The following is a 16,262-nucleotide window of genomic DNA, read 5'->3' on the forward strand; positions in this document are numbered from 1 at the left end:
GTCTCAGCCGAGCGGGGCGGCGAGCACGGCGAAGTAGTCCCGTACGCCCCAGGGGATGGACAGCGGGGTCGGGTTGGCCGACGCCGCGAGCGGGGTGCTGTCTTCCAGCACCGCGATGCGTCCCTCGGCGATGGCGGGGATCTGGGAGAGCAGGGGGTCGGCCTGCAGCTGGGCGATGAGCTCACCGTCGGGGTCGCCGTAGGTCACGAAGACGTCGACATCGGCGAAGCGGTCGGCCTCCTCGGCGCTGACCGTGACGTAGAACTCCTCCGTCCCGGCAGACTCCTCCTCGACGATGCTCGGCAGGGGCATTCCGTGGTCGGCCAGGAACCCCGGGCGTGTGTCGTGGCTGGTGTAGAAGCCGATCTGGCTCAGGTCGGTCGGGTCCAGGTAGGAGAACAGAGCCGTTCCTTCGGCGAGCGCCGGGTACTCCTCGAGCGCCGCATCCACCTCCGCCTCGAGGTCTGCGATCAGTGCCTCGCCCTCCTCCGCGAGACCGAGCGCCGTGGAGTTCAGGCGGATCATGTCCTGGTATGAGGTGCCCCACGCGACCTCGGGGTACGCCACGACCGGCGCGATCTTGGAGAGGGTGTCGTACTCCTCCTGGGTCAGGCCCGAGTAGGAGGCGAGGATGACGTCCGGCTTCGTGTCATTGACGGCCTCGAAGTCGATGCTGTCTCCGCCGTCGAAGAGCACGGGAGTCTCGGCGTCGAGCTCTTCGAGGCGCTCTTCGACCCAGGGGAGGACGCCATCGTTGTCGTCATCGCCCCACGTGGCCTTCTCCATCCCGACCGGGACCACTCCCAGTGCCAGCGGGACCTCGTGGTTGCCCCACGCCACTGTGGCGACGCGTTCGGGAGCGGATTCGATGACGGTCTCGCCGAATGCGTGCTCGATCGTGACCGGGAACACGTCGTCGCCGTCGGCGGAGTTCCCGGCGTCGGAGGTCTGGCTCGCGGTCGAACAGCCGGTCAACAGGAGTGCGGCTCCGGCCGCGAAAGCGGCGGCAGTGCGGATGCGGGGCACAGGAATCTCCTCGGTAGTTAGGTAAGGGTTCCCTTAGTTTATGCACGTGCCATCGATCGCGTCGAATTGAAATCTCGACGGCGAGACAAACGGGCTTCCCCCGATGAGGACCCGCGCGGAATCGAGGAGGCGCCTCGCGACTTATACTTGAAGGCTGGCCGCTCGGCCATCCACCCCCTCCCGCCCGACAGATCGGACTTCCGCTGTGCTCGCTGTGCACGACCTCGAGATCCGCGTGGGCGCCCGCGTGCTCATGTCGGACGTGTCGTTCCGCGTGTCCGACGGCGACAAGATCGGGCTGGTGGGCCGCAACGGGGCGGGCAAGACCACGCTGACCAAGGTGCTCGCCGGCGACCTGATGCCCAGCGACGGTCGCGTCGAGCGGTCGGGGGAGCTCGGCTATCTGCCGCAGGACCCGCGGTCGGGCGACCCCGAGATGCTGGCGCGTACGCGCATCCTCGACGCCCGCGGGCTCGGCACGCTCGCCCTGGGGATGCACGAGGCCTCGCTGCAGATGGCCGACGACGACGTGGATGTCGCGGCACGGGCGATGCGGCGATACGGCAACCTCACCGAGCGGTTCGAGGCGCTCGGCGGCTACGCCGCGGAGGCGGAGGCGGCATCCATCGCCCACAACCTCTCCCTTCCTGACCGCATCCTCGACCAGCCGCTCAAGACCCTCTCCGGAGGGCAGCGCCGCCGCATCGAGCTCGCCCGCATCCTCTTCTCCGACGCCAGCACGATGATCCTCGACGAGCCGACGAACCACCTCGACGCGGACAGCGTCGTGTGGCTGCGCGAATTCCTCAAGGGGTACAAGGGCGGGCTCATCGTGATCAGCCACGACATCGAGCTGGTCGGCGAGACGGTCAACCGCGTGTTCTACCTCGACGGCAACCGTCAGGTCATCGACGTCTACAACATGAACTGGAAGAACTACCTGCGTCAGCGGGTGGCCGACGAGGAGCGCCGCAAGAAGGAGCGCGCCAACGTCGAGAAGAAGGCCACAGCCCTGCAGCTCCAGGCGGCGCGATTCGGCGCGAAGGCCTCGAAGGCCGCCGCCGCGCATCAGATGGTGGCGCGGGCAGAGAAGATGCTGTCCGGCCTGGACGACGTCCGTCAGGAAGAGCGCGTCGCGAAGCTCCGCTTCCCCAAGCCCGCACCGTGCGGCAAGACGCCGCTCATGGCGCGGGGGCTGTCGAAGTCGTACGGGTCGCTGGAGATCTTCACCGACGTCGACCTCGCGATCGACCGCGGCTCGCGCGTGGTGATCCTGGGCCTCAACGGTGCCGGGAAGACGACCCTGCTGCGGATGCTGGCCGGCGTCGACAAGCCCGACACCGGGGTGATCGAGCCCGGCTACGGGCTGAAGATCGGCTACTACGCCCAGGAACACGAGAACCTCGACGTCGGCCGCTCGGTCTTGGAGAACATGATGTCAGCGGCGCCCGACATCACCGCCACCGAGGCGCGGAAGGTGCTCGGCTCGTTCCTGTTCGTCGGCGACGACGTCCTCAAGCCCGCCGGTGTCCTTTCCGGTGGAGAGAAGACGCGTTTGTCGCTGGCCACACTCGTGGTCTCGTCGGCGAACATGCTGCTGCTCGACGAGCCCACGAACAACCTCGACCCGGCCTCCCGCGAGGAGATCCTCGGCGCTCTGGCACACTACGAGGGCGCGGTCGTGCTCGTCTCGCACGACGAGGGCGCCGTGCAGGCCCTGAACCCCGAGCGCGTTCTCATCCTCCCTGACGGCGTCGAAGACATCTGGGGTCGCGACTACGCCGACCTCATCGCCCTGGCCTGACCGGACCGGAGGATCAGCGGGCGTCCAGGAGGGCGTCCTCGACCTCGGAATCCCGGTCGCGACGTCGCAGACGCCGCGTCTCCGCATCCTCACGGGCGTGCCTGCGCTCGGTGACGAGGATGTAGAGGATGAACGCGAAACCCATGACCGCGAACAGGATCCACTGCACCGCGTACGAGAGGTGCGGGCCCGGGTCCTCCGACGGCGGGTCGATCGACCCGGGGACTGTCGCGGGCGCCGGGTCTTCCGAGACCAGCAGACCGTAGGCGCCGGTCTCCAGAGTCGATCCGTCGCTCATCCGCTCCGCCACGAGCGGCAAGTGGATGGTGGGCACCTGGCCCTCGCCGGCGGTGCGTCCGGATGTCGGCAAGGGCTCACCCGGACGAAGACGCACGGTGACCTCGACGAGCCCCGTCGGGGGCGCGGGAACGACATCGGGGTCGGGCTGATCCACGCCCGGCGGCACCCACCCGCGATCCACGACCAGCGTGCGGCTGTCCTCGAGGAGGAACGGCACCAGGACTTCGAAGGCGGCCGTGCCCCCGTGCGGGCGGTTGCGGACGAGGAGCTGTTCGTCGGTCAGGTATTCGCCGGTGAGGGTCACGGGTGTCCACTCATCGGATGCGGCGAGGTCCGCGCCGGGCGCCAGGACATCGCCGAGCGGGACCGGAGTCGTGTCGTAGTTCGCCTCCACCAGTGCCAGCTGGCGAGCACGCGCCTCGTTCCTCTCGAACTGCCAGTTCGAGAGGAAGCCGCACGCGATCGCGAAGACGATGGCCACCGCCACGTAGGCGGTCCAGCGGACGGCAGGGGGAGCATCCCGGCGGCTCACGATGCGGCTCCCGCGGTGCCGGCAGCGGAAAGGGGAGCAACCTCGAGGGGGAAATCGCGCGCCGCCAGGAAGTCACGCAGATAGCCGACGTGCTCGTCGCACGCCACCCATTCCTTGCGGCGGTCGGGGGTGTGGATGCGGGGATTCCGCCACGAGATCCGCCAGACCGCGGTATCGCGGCAGCCGGCCCGCGAGCATTCCGCGGTCATCGGTTCTCCTCGGCGTCCGGGTCGGGGCGCGTGCTCTCGCTGATGCGGATCACGGTCGGACCGCCGGGTGGTGGCGGAGCAGCGGGCGTGGGATCGGCGATCGCCCGGCCGGGGCTCTCGGCGACGGTCCGGCGAGTTTCCTGACCCACGTTGGCGATGACGACGGCGACGTACGGAAGGAGAACGGCTCCGGCCGCCAGCACCCACGTGTACCAGCCGTAAGGCGTGATGAACACCATCCCGACCAGGCACGCGATGCGGATCCCCATCGTGATCATGTACTTGGCAAACCGCGAACTGGCGTCGTCGTGCGGAGCGCGAGGCAGCGACGTCGCGGAGGGCGCGCGGGGGGAGGATTTCACGGTCCTCCCAGACTACGCCGGGCACCTGGAAGAGAGCGCTCAGGAGCTGTATGTGGTCGCGCCCATCACTCCCATGAGAAACAGGAAAGGCAGAATGGCGAAGAGCACGAACAGGAGGACGAGCAACGCCACGCCCACCCAGCCGACGATCGTGCCCGCCAGGGCCATGCCGTAGCCGGCCTCGTTCGATGTCTTGAGGCGTCTGAGCGAGAGGTGACCGAGGATGACGGCGGCGATGGAGGCCAGGCCCAGGACGAGCGTCCACGAGAACACGATGCCGGCGATGGCGCACACGAGCGACGCCACGGCCAGCCCGTTCGTCCTGCGCTGCGGGTAGCCCGGTGCACCGTAGGGCGTGGGCTGGGAGTAGCCCGCGGGAGGGCCGTATCCCTGCGGCGCGGATGACCCGTATCCCTGTCCGGGCGTTCCGTATCCCTGTGTGGGTGTTCCGTACCCCTGCGCGGGCTGGGAGTAACCCTGCGACGGCGGCGTGTACGCCTGCGGCGGCGCGTAGGTCTGCGGCGTGGGAGCCGATTCCGTGGCGTACGGCGGGACGGCCGGAGGAGCGGGCGGAGGCGGAATCGGCGGCGAGGCGGGGGAGTCGTCGGCGAGGGGCGAAGTGGGGTCGCTCACGGAGGGCCCCTTTCTAGTCGGAGGCCTCAACATTCCCAGCGCGGGGTGGCGGTGTCAAACGCGGTTCCGGCCGCTCGCTTAGGCTGGGGCCGTTCTTTCCCTCGCCTGAAACGGAGTGTGCCCATGGCCACCGATCGCGTCGTACTCGTCACCGGCGGAAACCGCGGCATCGGCCGTGCGATCGCCGAACGGTTCGTCGCCGAGGGGTACCGCGTCGCCGTGACGGCGCGCTCGGGCGACGGGCCGATGGGCGCCCTGACGGTCCGCGCCGACGTCACCGACGCCGCAGCCGTGGACGCCGCCTTCCGCGAGGTGGAGGCCACGCTCGGGCCGGTGGAGATCGTGGTCGCCAACGCCGGGATCACCAAGGACACCCTGCTCATGCGGATGAGCGAGGACGACTTCGATTCGGTCGTCGCGACGAACCTCGGAGGGACTTTCCGTGTCGTCAAGCGGGCCTCGAAGGGGATGCTGCGTGCCCGGTGGGGTCGCGTCATCCTGATCTCCAGCGTCGTGGGCCTCCTCGGATCGGCGGGGCAGATCAACTACGCCGCCTCCAAGAGCGGCCTCGTCGGATTCGCCCGCTCCCTGACCCGCGAGCTCGGGTCTCGCGGCATCACGGCCAATGTCGTCGCGCCGGGATTCATCGAGACCGATATGACCGCCGCTCTGCCCGAAGACACCCAGGCCGAATACAAGCGCAGCATCCCAGCCGGGCGCTTCGCCACCGCCGAGGAGGTCGCCGGCGTCGTGACGTGGCTCGCCTCCGACGCCGCGGCCTACATCTCCGGTGCCGTCATCCCCGTCGATGGCGGCTTGGGCATGGGGCACTGACCCGAACCCCGCCGTACGTTCGCCGAGTGCACGGGATCGTGCCCGGTGCACGGCTTGTGGGCGCTGCGAAGGCGTGCACTCGGCAGGAACTCGTGCGCTCGGCGGGAGTCAGCGCAGGGCGGCGGCGATCAGGCGGCCGAGCTCGGCGGGCTGGGAGAACTGCGGCCAGTGTCCGGAGTTCAGCTCGACGATCTCGAGGTTCCGCAGGGCGGCCAGGTCGGCCGCCCACGCGGGCGCCGTCGCGATGATCGCTCGGAGGTCCGACTCCGGCATCGTTCCGGTGAGCATCGTCACGGGAACGTCGTAGCGGCGCGTATCCGTCAGGGAGATGGGATCGGTCGGCACCCGTACGGGCACCGAAAGAGTGCGGGATGCCGCATCCGCACGCGTGTCATCGTCGAGGTCACCCACCTCGGCGTCTTCGAATGTGTCCCAGCCCGGGAACGGGATCACGCCATCGACGATCGGGAACTCCCAGATCGACCCGCCGTCGCCGGGCGGGAAGGTGTCGACGAACACCACGCGCGCGACGCGGTCGGGGCGGGCATCGGCAGCGCCCCAGACGACGTTGCCGCCGCCGGAGTGGCCCACGAGTGCCACCTGTCCCGGCAGCCGATCGATCTCCGCGACGACGGCGGAGACCCAGTCCGCGAGCCCGATGTCGGCGGATAGCTCCGCCGACTCGCCGAGGCCCGGCATCGTCAGCGGATGCGGCGTGTGGCCGGCGTCGCGGAGCGGTGGGAGCACCTGATCCCACGTGGAGCCGTCGAGCCAGAGTCCGGGTACGAGCAGAACGTCCATGCGCTCACGGTACGCGCGGGTCCCGACATCCCCTCCTCGGCCCGTCGACTCGCCACCTTCGGTCGTGTTCCGGCGGCCGGCCCGACGTGTTCTGGCGACTCGACGGGGTCAGGGGAGGAGCGGGATCACCTGCGCGAGATCGACCGGCCCGATCACGAGGTCGGCGCGTTCCCGCACCGCGCGCTTGGCATTGAAGGCGAGCCCGAGGCCGGCCGCCGCGAGCATGAGAAGGTCGTTCGCTCCGTCGCCGATGGCGATCGTGCGGGACGGCGCCACCCCGAGTTCGTCCGCCCACGCGCGCAGCGACGCCGCCTTCGCCGCGGCATCCACGATCGCCCCGGAGACGTCGCCGGTCAGCATCCCCTCAGCCGTTGCCAGGCGGTTCGCCCGCCAGAGGTCCACACCGAGCCCGGGGGCGATGGAGTCGAGCACCTCGTGGAACCCGCCCGAGACCACCCCCACCGTTCCGCCGCGCGCACGGACCGCGGCGATGAGTTCGCGCGCCCCCGGAGTGGGCTCGACGCGCGCGATGACGCGGGCGAACGCGGTCACCGGCACCCCACGCAGTTCCGACACCCGTGCACGGAGGCTCTCCGCGAAGTCCACCTCTCCGCGCATCGCCGCCTCCGTGGCCGCGGCGACCTCCGCGCCGCGGCCGGCTTCGTCGGCGATCAGTTCGATGACCTCGTTGCGCAGCAGGGTGGAGTCGGCGTCCAGAACGACGAGGAGGCGGGATGCGTCGGGCACGGCCTCGACCCTAGCGCGACGCGCGATGGCGCCCCGCCCTCCGGCGTCATCCGGCGCGCACGATCGGCCGGCCGTCGTAGGCTCGGAAGGTCGCGCGCGCGACGCCCGCTTCCCACCCGAGGAGATCCGCCATGGCCGACGTCGAGAGCTTCACCCTGGACCACACCGCCGTGAAGGCGCCCTACGTACGCCTCATCGGCACGGAGAAGGGTCTGCGCGGCGACGTCATCTCGAACTTTGATGTGCGCTTCGTGCAGCCCAACGAGGGGGAGATCCCCACCGCCGGCATCCACACGATCGAGCACATGCTCGCCAGCCTCCTGCGCGATCGTATGGAAGGCCTGATCGACATCTCGCCCTTCGGATGCCGCACCGGGTTCCACCTCATCGCGTGGGGTGAACCGCCCCTGCGGGAGCTCGTCGCGGCCCTGAGTGACAGCCTCCGGTTCATCGCCGAAGAGGCGACCGAGGCCGACATCCCCGGGGTCGACGCGTTCAGCTGCGGCAACTACCGCGACCACAGCCTCCACACCGCGCGCGAATGGTCGAAGCTCATCCTCCAGCAGGGCATCAGCCTCGACGCCTTCGAACGCGTCGGCGTCTGAACCCTCCCGGCGGGAGCTGACATGTTCGCCGAACTCGCCGGCCGCGTCGTACTGATCACCGGAGGAGCCAGCGGCATCGGCGCAGGCTCCGTGGCCGCCTTCGCCGCCGAAGGGGCCGTCGTCATCAGCGCCGACCTCGCGCATCCCTCCACCGCACCCACTCGGGGCGGCGACGGCGTGTGGATGCTGCGCCTCGACGTGACCGACGAGGCCGCCGTCGAGCGAGCCCTGCGCGACATCCGCGACCGCATCGGCCTCGTCGAGGTGCTCGTGCACGCCGCCGGGACCTCCACGATGGCCTACGCGGTCGACACGACCGAAGCGGACTGGGACCGCAACCTCGACGTCAACGCGAAGGGGTCGTTCCTCGTCGCCAAGCACGTCGCGCGCGGGCTGCGCGCCGCATCCCGTCCGGGCCGGATCATTCTCGTCGCGTCGCAGGCGGCCAAGAACGGCTATCGCGGGATGGCCGCGTATGTCGCGTCCAAGCACGCGGTCCTCGGGCTCACCCGCACGATGGCGGTCGAGCTGGCGAGCGAGGGCATCCTCGTGAACGCGATCTGCCCGGGCATCATCGAGACCCCCATGAAGTGGCGCGAGCGCGCAGAGGGTGCGCTCGTGCGCGGCCTCACCGCCGCCGACATCGAAGCCGAGGACCGCTCCCAGGTGCCGGTCGGACGCACGGGCACACCGGCCGACGTCGCCGGCGTGGCGCTGTTCCTCGCGAGCGATCTCGCGTCGTACGTCACCGGACAGGGCATCAACGTCACCGGCGGGATGACGATGCACTGACCCCGGGGGACCCCGGGTCAGGAGTCGACGCGCACGCCCTTCCCGACCACCGTGATGCCGGTATCGGTGACGGTGTAGCCGCGGGCAAGATCGCGTTCCCGATCGACCCCGACCGTGGCACCATCGGCCAGCACGACGTTCTTGTCGAGGATGGCGCGGTGGACACGCGCTCCCGCACCGACGTGCACGTAGTCGAACAGCACCGAGTCGGTGATCGTCGATCCGCCGCCGGCGAGGGTCCACGGACCCACGACGCTGCGCTCGAGGTGCGTGCCGGAAAGCACCGACCCGAGGGACACGATCGAGTCGATCGCGTTGCCGATGCGCCCCACCGAGTCGCGGACGAACTTCGCGGGAGGGGAGTTGACCGTCTGCGAATGGATCGGCCAGTCCGTGTTGTACAGGTTGAAGATCGGCAGAGTCGCGATGAGGTCGGCGTGCGCATCGTAGAACGAGTCGATCGTTCCCACATCCCGCCAGTAGGCCCGGTCACGATCGGTGGACCCCGGCACGTCATTGCGCTTGAAGTCGTACACGGCCGCCTCCCCGCGATTGACGAAGTACGGCACGATGTCACCGCCCATGTCGTGGTTCGACGTGGGCGACTCGCCGTCCACCTGCACGGCCTCGATGAGCGCGTCGGCGTCGAAGATGTAGTTGCCCATCGAGGCGAGCACCTCGTGGGGAGCATCCGAGAGTCCGGTGGGATTCTGCGGCTTCTCCAGGAAGTCGCGGATGCGGACGTTGTCCTTCGGGTCGACGTCGATGACGCCGAACTGGTTCGCCAGCGAGATGGGCTGACGGATGCCGGCGACCGTCGCGCGTGCTCCGGATGCGATGTGCGCCTCGAGCATCTGACCGAAGTCCATGCGGTACACGTGGTCGGCACCGATGACCATGACGATGTCCGGCTTCTCGTCGGTGAGGAGGTTCATGCTCTGCAGGATCGCGTCCGCCGAACCGGAGAACCATCGTTTGCCGAGGCGCTGCTGCGCCGGCACCGACGCCACGTACGAGCCGAGCATCGGCGACATCCGCCACGTCTGGGAGATGTGGCGGTCGAGGCTGTGGGACTTGTACTGCGTCAGCACCACGAGCTGGCGGAGCCCGGAGTTGATGAGGTTCGAGATCGCGAAGTCGATGAGGCGGTACTGCCCCGCGAAGGGAACCGCGGGCTTGGCTCGGTCAGCCGTCAAAGGCATGAGTCGCTTTCCCTCGCCCCCGGCGAGGATGATTCCGAAGACCTTCGGCGCTGCTGGCATGGCACCACCCTAGGCCGGGACATGCGGGCGCAACCACCCGCCTCCGCCCCCTTGACAGCTGTACTACCGTTCCCTCATGCGCGTCGACATCGTGACCAAGGAATACCCGCCGGAAATCTACGGCGGGGCAGGGGTGCACGTCACCGAACTGGTGCGTTCCCTGCGCCATTCGCTCGACGTCCAGGTGCGCGCCTTCGGTGCGCCCCGCGAGGAGGAGGGCACGACGTCCTACGCCGCGCCGGCGGAACTGTCCGCGGCGAACGGCGCGATCCAGACGCTCGGAACCGACCTGGAGATCGTCGGGGATGTCGCCGGCGCCGACGTCGTGCACAGCCACACCTGGTACGCCAACTTCGCCGGTCACCTCGCGTCGTTGCTGCACGGCATCCCGCACGTCGTGACGGCGCACAGCCTCGAGCCGCTCCGCCCGTGGAAGGCCGAGCAGCTCGGCGGCGGGTACGCCGTCTCCAGCTACATCGAGAAGACCGCGTACGAGGGGGCGGCGGCCATCGTCGCGGTGAGCGGGGGAATGCGCGCCGACATCCTGCGCAGCTACCCGAGCCTCGATCCCGCCAAGGTGCACGTGATCTACAACGGCATCGACACGCAGGCGTGGCATCCCGTCGAGGATGCGGCGTTCCTCGCCGAGGAGGGCATCGATCCCTCCCGTCCCTCGGTCGTGTTCGTGGGGCGCATCACCCGACAGAAGGGCCTGCCGTACCTGTTGCGGGCGGCCGAGCAACTGCCGCCCGAGGTGCAGCTGGTGCTGTGCGCCGGGGCGCCCGACACGCCGCAGATCCTGGCTGAAGTGCAGGAACTCGTGCGGGACCTGCAGGCCACGCGCGAGGGGGTCGTATGGATCGACCGCCTCCTCCCGCGCCACCAGCTCTGCGCCATCCTCACCGCCGCTACCACCTTCGTGTGCCCGTCGGTGTACGAGCCGCTCGGCATCGTGAACCTGGAAGCCATGGCGTGCGGCGCCGCGGTCGTCGGAACCGCCACCGGCGGCATCCCGGAGGTCGTGGCCGACGGAGAGACCGGGCGCCTGGTGCCGATCGAGCAGGTGCAGGACGGCACGGGGACCCCCGTGGACCCGGAGCGGTTCGTGGACGATCTCGCGCGCGTACTCACCGAAGTCGTGGCCGATCCCGCACGCGCGGCACAGTACGGCGAGGCCGGGCGGCTGCGGGCGGTGGAGGAGTTCGGCTGGGACCGGATCGCGGAGCAGACGGCCGCGCTGTACGCGAGTCTGACGACGCCCGGCCGATAGGCTGGGCGCATGCCTGAAGTCCTGGAGTTCTCCGACGTCGTCGTCCGCCGGAACACTCGCGACATCGTCGCGCACCTGGACTGGACGGTCGCCGACGACGAACGCTGGGTGATCCTCGGGCCGAACGGCGCGGGCAAGACGACCGTGCTCCAGCTGGCCGACACGCTGCTGCATCCCACGTCGGGCACCGTGACGATCCTCGGCGAGCGGATGGGCCGCACGGACGTCTTCGAACTGCGTCCGCGGATCGGGTTCGCCTCGTCGGCGATGGCCCGCCGCGTGCCGCCGGAGGAGACGGTGCTGGACGTGGTCCTCACCGCCGCGTACTCGGTGCTCGGGCGGTGGCGCGAGGAGTACGAAGACATCGACGAGCGCCGGGCGTTGCGCGTGCTGTCGGAATGGCGGCTCGATCACCTCGCCGACCGCACCTTCGGCACGCTCTCCGACGGCGAGCAGAAGCGCGTGCAGATCGCCCGTGCCGTCATGACCGACCCTGAGTTGCTGCTCCTCGATGAGCCGACCGCGAGCCTCGATCTCGGTGCCCGCGAGGAGCTCCTCACCCTGCTCTCCGGCTACGCACAGGCCCCCACGACGCCCGCGATGGTCATGGTGACGCACCACGTCGAGGAGATCCCCATCGGGTTCACGCACGTGTTGCTCCTCCGCGACGGCGGGGTGGTCGCCGCCGGGCCGATTCCGGCCACCCTCACCGCCGAGAACCTCACCGCCACCTTCGGCGCACCGATCGTGCTCACCGAGGACGGCGGCCGGTACGCCGCCCGCGCAGCATCCTGACGTGTTCCCGCCGTCGACCCGGTGCTGATAGAATCGACGCTTGGTGCCTCGCGCACCTCAGACTTTCCCGGCCCTCGAGGCCTCGTTCACACCCCAAGGATTCCGCATGAGAACTGACATTCACCCCGAGTACCGCGCCGTCGTGTTCCGCGACCTCGGTTCGGGCGAGACCTTCCTCACCCGTTCGACGGTGTCCAGCGACAAGACGGTCGAGCTCGACGGTGTCGAGTACCCCGTCATCGACGTCGAGATCTCGTCCGCGTCGCACCCGTTCTACACGGGCAAGCAGCGCATCATGGACTCCGCCGGTCGCGTCGAGAAGTTCAACCAGCGCTTCAAGAACTTCGGCAAGTAAGACTCGTCCCTCCTCGAAGGCCCCGCTCCGCGGGGCCTTCGTCGTTCCCGCCCCCGACGCCGTCCGTCCCCGCGCTCACTCGCGAGAAACCACATTCCGGACGAGAAACGGCGCGGCGCGTCGTTTCTCGCCCGGATCGTCGTTTCTCGCGGACGGAGCGGGAAGGAAGCGGGACGCACGGGAGGAGAGGGTCAGCGGATGGGCCAGCGGCCGTCGACGGCGTCGTCGGGGTCGAGCCGGCCGATCTGCACGAAGTATTCGGTGAGGCTCTCCGCCTGCGACCGCGCCCAGCCGATCTGCCGCGTATGCAGCTCGTCGAGGCTCGGCGGGAGCCAGGCGGCGAAGCGTTCGGCCAGCGCCAGGGCGACGCGGCCCGCGGCGACCGCGTCGGCGGACGCCTCGTGGGCGCCGTCGAGACGCACCGCGTAATGCTCCGCGACCACCGCCAGCGTGCGCTTGCCCCGCCGGTAGCGGTCGTAGCGTTTGTCGACGACGAGCGGGTCGATGACGGGGGAGGGGGACTCCAGCGGCGCCACGCCGTGGCGGAGGGCCTCGTGCTTGAGCAGCGAGAAGTCATATGGCGCGTTGTAGGCCACCACCGGGATGCCGGCGGCGAAGATGCCCGCGAGGGCGTCGACCACTTCGGCGACCACGGTGGCGGCCTCGCGCCCGTGCCGGCGTGCGTGCTCGGTGGAGATGCCGTGGATGGCGGCAGCGCCCTCGGGGATGGGCACGCCCGGGTCGGCGAGCCAATCCCGTGCCGTCAGCACCGCGCCGTCCGCGTCGAGCACGCCGACGTGCGCGGTCACGATCCGGTCGCGCGTCACATCCACGCCCGTGGTCTCCAGGTCGAACACCCCGATGACGCGCGTCCACTCCGGGGCCTGGAACAACGGAAGCGGTGGAGGTCGCTTCGCGGGGTGCATACGCCACACGGTATGCGCGGCATCCGACATCCGCGGCAGGCGCACCGCCGCGTGCTCCGTAGACTCGGGGGATGCCGAATCCCTACGCCCCCCTGCTGTCCCGCGTCGCGCTCGAGCGTCGCGAGGCCGAGGTGCTGGGCGGAACGACGGCGTACTGGGTCTACGGCGATGCGGATGCGGCGACCACCGTCGTGGCGGTGCACGGCTTCCGCGGCGAGCACCACGGGCTCGAGCCGGTGATCGCGCACCTTCCGGGGATGCGCGTCATTTCGCCGGACCTGCCGGGATTCGGCGAGAGCGCCCCGATCAGGGGGCGTGCGCACGACCTCGCCCTGTATGCCGAGTGGCTCACCGGGTTCGTCGCCGCCGTGGCTCCGGGCGCCGTGATCCTCGGGCACTCCTTCGGCTCCATCGTGTCGGCGGCCGCCGTCGCCGGCGGACTGGACACCCCCGCCGTCGTGCTCGTGAACCCCATCGGTGCCCCGGCGCTGGAAGGGCCTCGTGGCGTCCTCACGCGTCTCGCGGTCTTCTACTACTGGGCCGGTGCCCGCCTCCCGCGCCGCATCGGCGAGGCGCTGCTGCGCAACCGGATCATCGTGCGGGTCATGAGCCTGGCGATGGCGAAGACGAAGGATCCCGGGCTCCGCCGGTTCGTCCACGAGCAGCACGACCTCTACTTCTCACGGTTCTCCGACCGCGACGTACTGCACCAGGCGTTCGTCACGTCGGTCTCGAACGACGTGCGCGCCTTCGCCCCGCGCATCGCCCAGCCGGTGCTGCTGGTGGCCGCCGTCCGCGACGACATCACGCCCATCGAGGTGGAGCGTCACCTGGCGACCCTCTTCCCCCGCGCCGAGCTCGTCGAGATCCCCGACGTCGGCCACCTCATCCATTACGAGACTCCGGCCGAGGCCGCCGACGCGATCAGGCGGTTTCTTGCGCCTTCCGACGCCGGTACGCGTTGACGTTCATGCGGTTCCCGCAGTTGCCGGTGTCGCAGTAACGCTTGGAACCGTTCCGTGAGTAGTCGACGTACACCGACGCGCAGTCGTCCGCCTCGCACACGCGTACCCGGTCGTATTCGTCGGCGCGGATGACATCGACGAACGCCATCGCCGTCTCCACGAGGATCCGGATGGCGAGGGGTGCATCGTCGTCGGTGGCATGGATGTGCCACTCCTCGAATCCCGGGTGCGTGACGAGCCGGGGGAGCGCACGCCCGTCGGCGAGCATGCCGTTCACCAGGGGGACGGCGTTATCGCGATCCACGGTCCACAGCTCGTGCAGGCGCGGGCGGATGCTCCGCAGCTGGGCCAGTTCGCCGGCATCGCGGTCGATCCGCCCGCTGTAGGGCTGACCGGCGAGGAAGCGGTTCAGATCGTCGACCGTCGTGAGGTCGTCCACACCGTCGGACGACGTCTCGGGCAGCGTGTTGACCAGGGTGACGGCGGCGCCGAGGGCAAGCTGCGTGTCATGAATGAACACCATGTTGACTCCTGACATCTCGTACCGTAGTGTCACCAGCGTACAGACCCTACGCTCGTGACAGGCCACTGATGACCGCTACCGTCCTCCTCCCGGACATCGCCCGCGCGCGCACAGCCGGCATCGTCATCGGACTCGCTTCCGCCCTGGCCTTCGCCTCGAGCGGACCCGTGACCAAACCGCTCCTGGAAGCGGGATGGTCGGTGGGTGCCGCCCTCCTCCTGCGGATGGGCGGAGCCGCGCTCCTGCTGTCGCCGTGGCTCGTCCGCGCGATCCTGCGCGATCGCTCGATGCTCCGTCGCTCGTGGCTGCTCATCGTCGGATTCGGGCTCACCGCCGTCGCCGGATGCCAGGTGTTCTTCTTCTCCGCGATGCAGAGGATGCCGGTGGCCATCGCCCTGCTCGTGCAGTACATCGCCCCGGTGCTGCTGGTCGTGTGGGTGTGGGCACGGACGCGTCGCCGCCCCTCGTCGGTTGTGCTGATCGGCACCGCCGTCGGCGTGGCCGGCCTGGTCCTCGTCATCGACATCGCCGGCGCCTCCTTCGACCTGCTCGGTGTCGTCCTCGCCCTCGGCGCGGCCGTGTGCCTCGCGGCCTACTTCGCGATCGCCGAGCACGCCGCCCAGACGATGCCGCCCCTGGCCCTCGCCGCCGGCGGGCTGCTCGTCGGCGCGCTGTTCATGGCGGTGCTGTGCCTGACCGGCGTGCTGCCGTTCGTCGCCCCGCCGGTGTCCACCGACATCCTCGGGGCGAGCATGCCGTGGCTCGTCTCCATCGCGTGGGTCGTCCTCGTCGCCACCGCGCTGGGCTACGGACTGGGAGTCCTCGCCGTGCCGCGCATCGGTGCGCGACTGGCGTCCTTCGTCGGCCTCACCGAGGTGCTGTTCGCGATGCTGTTCGCGTGGCTGCTGCTCAGTGAGGCGCCCACCCTGGTCCAGGCATTCGGAAGTGTGCTCATCCTCGCCGGTGTCGTCCTCGTGCGGGCGGATCCTGCGGCGCCGCCCCGGCGGGAGGCCGCTACCGTTCCCGCCGCGCCAGCTCCATGAGCGGCCCCACGCGGTAGGGGATCACCTCGCGCATCACGAGCGACGTCTCCGTGCGTTCCACGCCGTCCACCGCGAGAATGCGGGCGTCGACGTCGAACAGATGACGGGCGTCGCGGCACGCGACCCGCACCACGAGGTCGATCTCCCCGCTCATCCCGTGGGCCTGGAGAATCTCGGGGATGCTCTCCAGCTCCGTGCGGATGCGAGGAAGATCCGCCTGTCGGACGGTGACCTGGATGAACGCCTCGATCGGGAAGCCCAGGGCCGCCGGCGAGAGGGATCTCTCGAACGACAGGAGCACCTCGGCGCGCTCGAGGCGCGCCATGCGTGCCTGCACGGTGTTGCGCGAGAGTCCGAGGCGATCGGCGAGGGCGACCACGGTCGCCCTCGGATCATCGGCCAGCGCCCGCAGCAGGTCGAGGTCGACTGCGTCCAGACGAGACATGATGCGAAACCTTAGCAGCGAGGCCGCGCCGAT

Annotated in this window: 20 protein-coding genes; 9 read left to right on the forward strand and 11 right to left on the reverse strand. The window is 69.7% G+C overall.

Annotated features, from left to right (window positions below; all coding sequences use genetic code 11):
* Positions 1-3: 3 nt before the first annotated feature.
* Positions 4-1,026: an iron-siderophore ABC transporter substrate-binding protein gene (locus AC4FS2_RS05130; RefSeq protein ID WP_491176470.1), complete on the reverse strand. Its 1,023-nt coding sequence runs from the start codon at positions 1,024-1,026 to the stop codon at positions 4-6.
* 205 nt (positions 1,027-1,231) lie between these two features.
* On the opposite strand from AC4FS2_RS05130, the gene AC4FS2_RS05135 reads away from it, so the two are divergent.
* Positions 1,232-2,830, forward strand: a complete 1,599-nt coding sequence (locus tag AC4FS2_RS05135; RefSeq protein ID WP_491176472.1) for an ABC-F family ATP-binding cassette domain-containing protein — start codon at positions 1,232-1,234, stop codon at positions 2,828-2,830.
* Between the two features lie 13 nt (positions 2,831-2,843).
* Here the strand turns inward: AC4FS2_RS05135 and AC4FS2_RS05140 are convergent, their stop codons facing one another.
* Genes AC4FS2_RS05140 through AC4FS2_RS05155 form a run of 4 tightly spaced genes read right to left on the reverse strand, consistent with a single transcriptional unit; the run spans position 2,844 to position 4,866 of the window.
* Complete coding sequence (locus AC4FS2_RS05140; RefSeq protein ID WP_491176474.1) at positions 2,844-3,662, reverse strand: SURF1 family cytochrome oxidase biogenesis protein; 819 nt, start codon at positions 3,660-3,662, stop codon at positions 2,844-2,846.
* Positions 3,659-3,871 (reverse strand): hypothetical protein, encoded by a 213-nt coding sequence (locus AC4FS2_RS05145; RefSeq protein ID WP_491176476.1) that lies wholly within the window; start codon positions 3,869-3,871, stop codon positions 3,659-3,661. The genes AC4FS2_RS05140 and AC4FS2_RS05145 overlap by 4 nt, the downstream gene beginning before the upstream one ends.
* Complete coding sequence (locus AC4FS2_RS05150) at positions 3,868-4,233, reverse strand: DUF3099 domain-containing protein (RefSeq protein ID WP_491176478.1); 366 nt, start codon at positions 4,231-4,233, stop codon at positions 3,868-3,870. Before AC4FS2_RS05150 ends, AC4FS2_RS05145 begins: the two co-directional genes overlap by 4 nt.
* 39 nt (positions 4,234-4,272) lie before the next feature.
* The gene (locus AC4FS2_RS05155) at positions 4,273-4,866 is read right to left on the reverse strand and encodes a DUF4190 domain-containing protein (protein WP_491176480.1); all 594 of its coding nucleotides are present in this window, start codon (positions 4,864-4,866) and stop codon (positions 4,273-4,275) included.
* A 123-nt stretch (positions 4,867-4,989) separates the two neighbouring features.
* Between AC4FS2_RS05155 and fabG the strand changes: the two genes are divergently transcribed.
* Entirely contained in the window at positions 4,990-5,700 is a 711-nt protein-coding gene (fabG, locus tag AC4FS2_RS05160; RefSeq protein ID WP_491153116.1) for a 3-oxoacyl-ACP reductase FabG, read from the forward strand.
* A 108-nt stretch (positions 5,701-5,808) separates the two neighbouring features.
* Here fabG and AC4FS2_RS05165 read toward each other — a convergent pair whose 3' ends face one another.
* Both AC4FS2_RS05165 and serB read right to left on the reverse strand, forming a co-directional pair.
* Entirely contained in the window at positions 5,809-6,501 is a 693-nt protein-coding gene (locus AC4FS2_RS05165) for an alpha/beta fold hydrolase (RefSeq protein WP_491176483.1), read from the reverse strand.
* A gap of 108 nt (positions 6,502-6,609) precedes the next feature.
* Positions 6,610-7,248: a phosphoserine phosphatase SerB gene (gene serB, locus AC4FS2_RS05170; protein WP_491176485.1), complete on the reverse strand. Its 639-nt coding sequence runs from the start codon at positions 7,246-7,248 to the stop codon at positions 6,610-6,612.
* A 131-nt stretch (positions 7,249-7,379) separates the two neighbouring features.
* Here serB and AC4FS2_RS05175 point away from each other — a divergent pair, with 131 nt between their 5' ends.
* Together AC4FS2_RS05175 and AC4FS2_RS05180 are read left to right on the forward strand one after the other, a co-directional pair.
* Positions 7,380-7,853, forward strand: a complete 474-nt coding sequence (locus tag AC4FS2_RS05175; protein ID WP_491153113.1) for an S-ribosylhomocysteine lyase — start codon at positions 7,380-7,382, stop codon at positions 7,851-7,853.
* Positions 7,854-7,874: 21 nt separating this feature from the next.
* Positions 7,875-8,645: an SDR family NAD(P)-dependent oxidoreductase gene (locus AC4FS2_RS05180; RefSeq protein ID WP_491176487.1), complete on the forward strand. Its 771-nt coding sequence runs from the start codon at positions 7,875-7,877 to the stop codon at positions 8,643-8,645.
* 17 nt (positions 8,646-8,662) lie between these two features.
* Here the strand turns inward: AC4FS2_RS05180 and AC4FS2_RS05185 are convergent, their stop codons facing one another.
* The gene (locus AC4FS2_RS05185) at positions 8,663-9,907 is read right to left on the reverse strand and encodes a glucose-1-phosphate adenylyltransferase (RefSeq protein ID WP_491153111.1); all 1,245 of its coding nucleotides are present in this window, start codon (positions 9,905-9,907) and stop codon (positions 8,663-8,665) included.
* A gap of 76 nt (positions 9,908-9,983) precedes the next feature.
* Here AC4FS2_RS05185 and glgA point away from each other — a divergent pair, with 76 nt between their 5' ends.
* From glgA to AC4FS2_RS05200, 3 genes are all read left to right on the forward strand, one after another.
* Positions 9,984-11,177, forward strand: coding sequence for a glycogen synthase (gene glgA, locus AC4FS2_RS05190; protein ID WP_491176490.1), 1,194 nt, complete (start codon positions 9,984-9,986; stop codon positions 11,175-11,177).
* Positions 11,178-11,186: 9 nt separating this feature from the next.
* On the forward strand, positions 11,187-11,972 hold the full coding sequence (locus AC4FS2_RS05195; protein WP_491153109.1) for an ABC transporter ATP-binding protein: 786 nt from the start codon (positions 11,187-11,189) through the stop codon (positions 11,970-11,972).
* Positions 11,973-12,078: 106 nt separating this feature from the next.
* Positions 12,079-12,327 (forward strand): type B 50S ribosomal protein L31, encoded by a 249-nt coding sequence (locus tag AC4FS2_RS05200; RefSeq protein ID WP_491153108.1) that lies wholly within the window; start codon positions 12,079-12,081, stop codon positions 12,325-12,327.
* 191 nt (positions 12,328-12,518) lie between these two features.
* Here the strand turns inward: AC4FS2_RS05200 and AC4FS2_RS05205 are convergent, their stop codons facing one another.
* A complete protein-coding gene (locus AC4FS2_RS05205; RefSeq protein ID WP_491153107.1) occupies positions 12,519-13,253 on the reverse strand; it encodes a 3'-5' exonuclease in 735 nt (244 codons plus the stop codon).
* A gap of 71 nt (positions 13,254-13,324) precedes the next feature.
* On the opposite strand from AC4FS2_RS05205, the gene AC4FS2_RS05210 reads away from it, so the two are divergent.
* Positions 13,325-14,218, forward strand: a complete 894-nt coding sequence (locus tag AC4FS2_RS05210) for an alpha/beta fold hydrolase (protein ID WP_491176492.1) — start codon at positions 13,325-13,327, stop codon at positions 14,216-14,218.
* Here the strand turns inward: AC4FS2_RS05210 and AC4FS2_RS05215 are convergent.
* Positions 14,178-14,741: a CGNR zinc finger domain-containing protein gene (locus AC4FS2_RS05215; protein WP_491153105.1), complete on the reverse strand. Its 564-nt coding sequence runs from the start codon at positions 14,739-14,741 to the stop codon at positions 14,178-14,180. The two genes, AC4FS2_RS05210 and AC4FS2_RS05215, sit on opposite strands and share 41 nt — an antisense overlap.
* Before the next feature lie 68 nt (positions 14,742-14,809).
* On the opposite strand from AC4FS2_RS05215, the gene AC4FS2_RS05220 reads away from it, so the two are divergent.
* Positions 14,810-15,784, forward strand: a complete 975-nt coding sequence (locus tag AC4FS2_RS05220) for an EamA family transporter (RefSeq protein ID WP_491176494.1) — start codon at positions 14,810-14,812, stop codon at positions 15,782-15,784.
* On the opposite strand, the gene AC4FS2_RS05225 is transcribed toward AC4FS2_RS05220, so the two are convergent.
* Positions 15,756-16,229, reverse strand: a complete 474-nt coding sequence (locus AC4FS2_RS05225; protein WP_491176496.1) for an Lrp/AsnC family transcriptional regulator — start codon at positions 16,227-16,229, stop codon at positions 15,756-15,758. The two genes, AC4FS2_RS05220 and AC4FS2_RS05225, sit on opposite strands and share 29 nt — an antisense overlap.
* Positions 16,230-16,262 lie beyond the last annotated feature (33 nt).

It is taken from the genome of Microbacterium sp. Z10_103 (assembly GCF_058310455.1).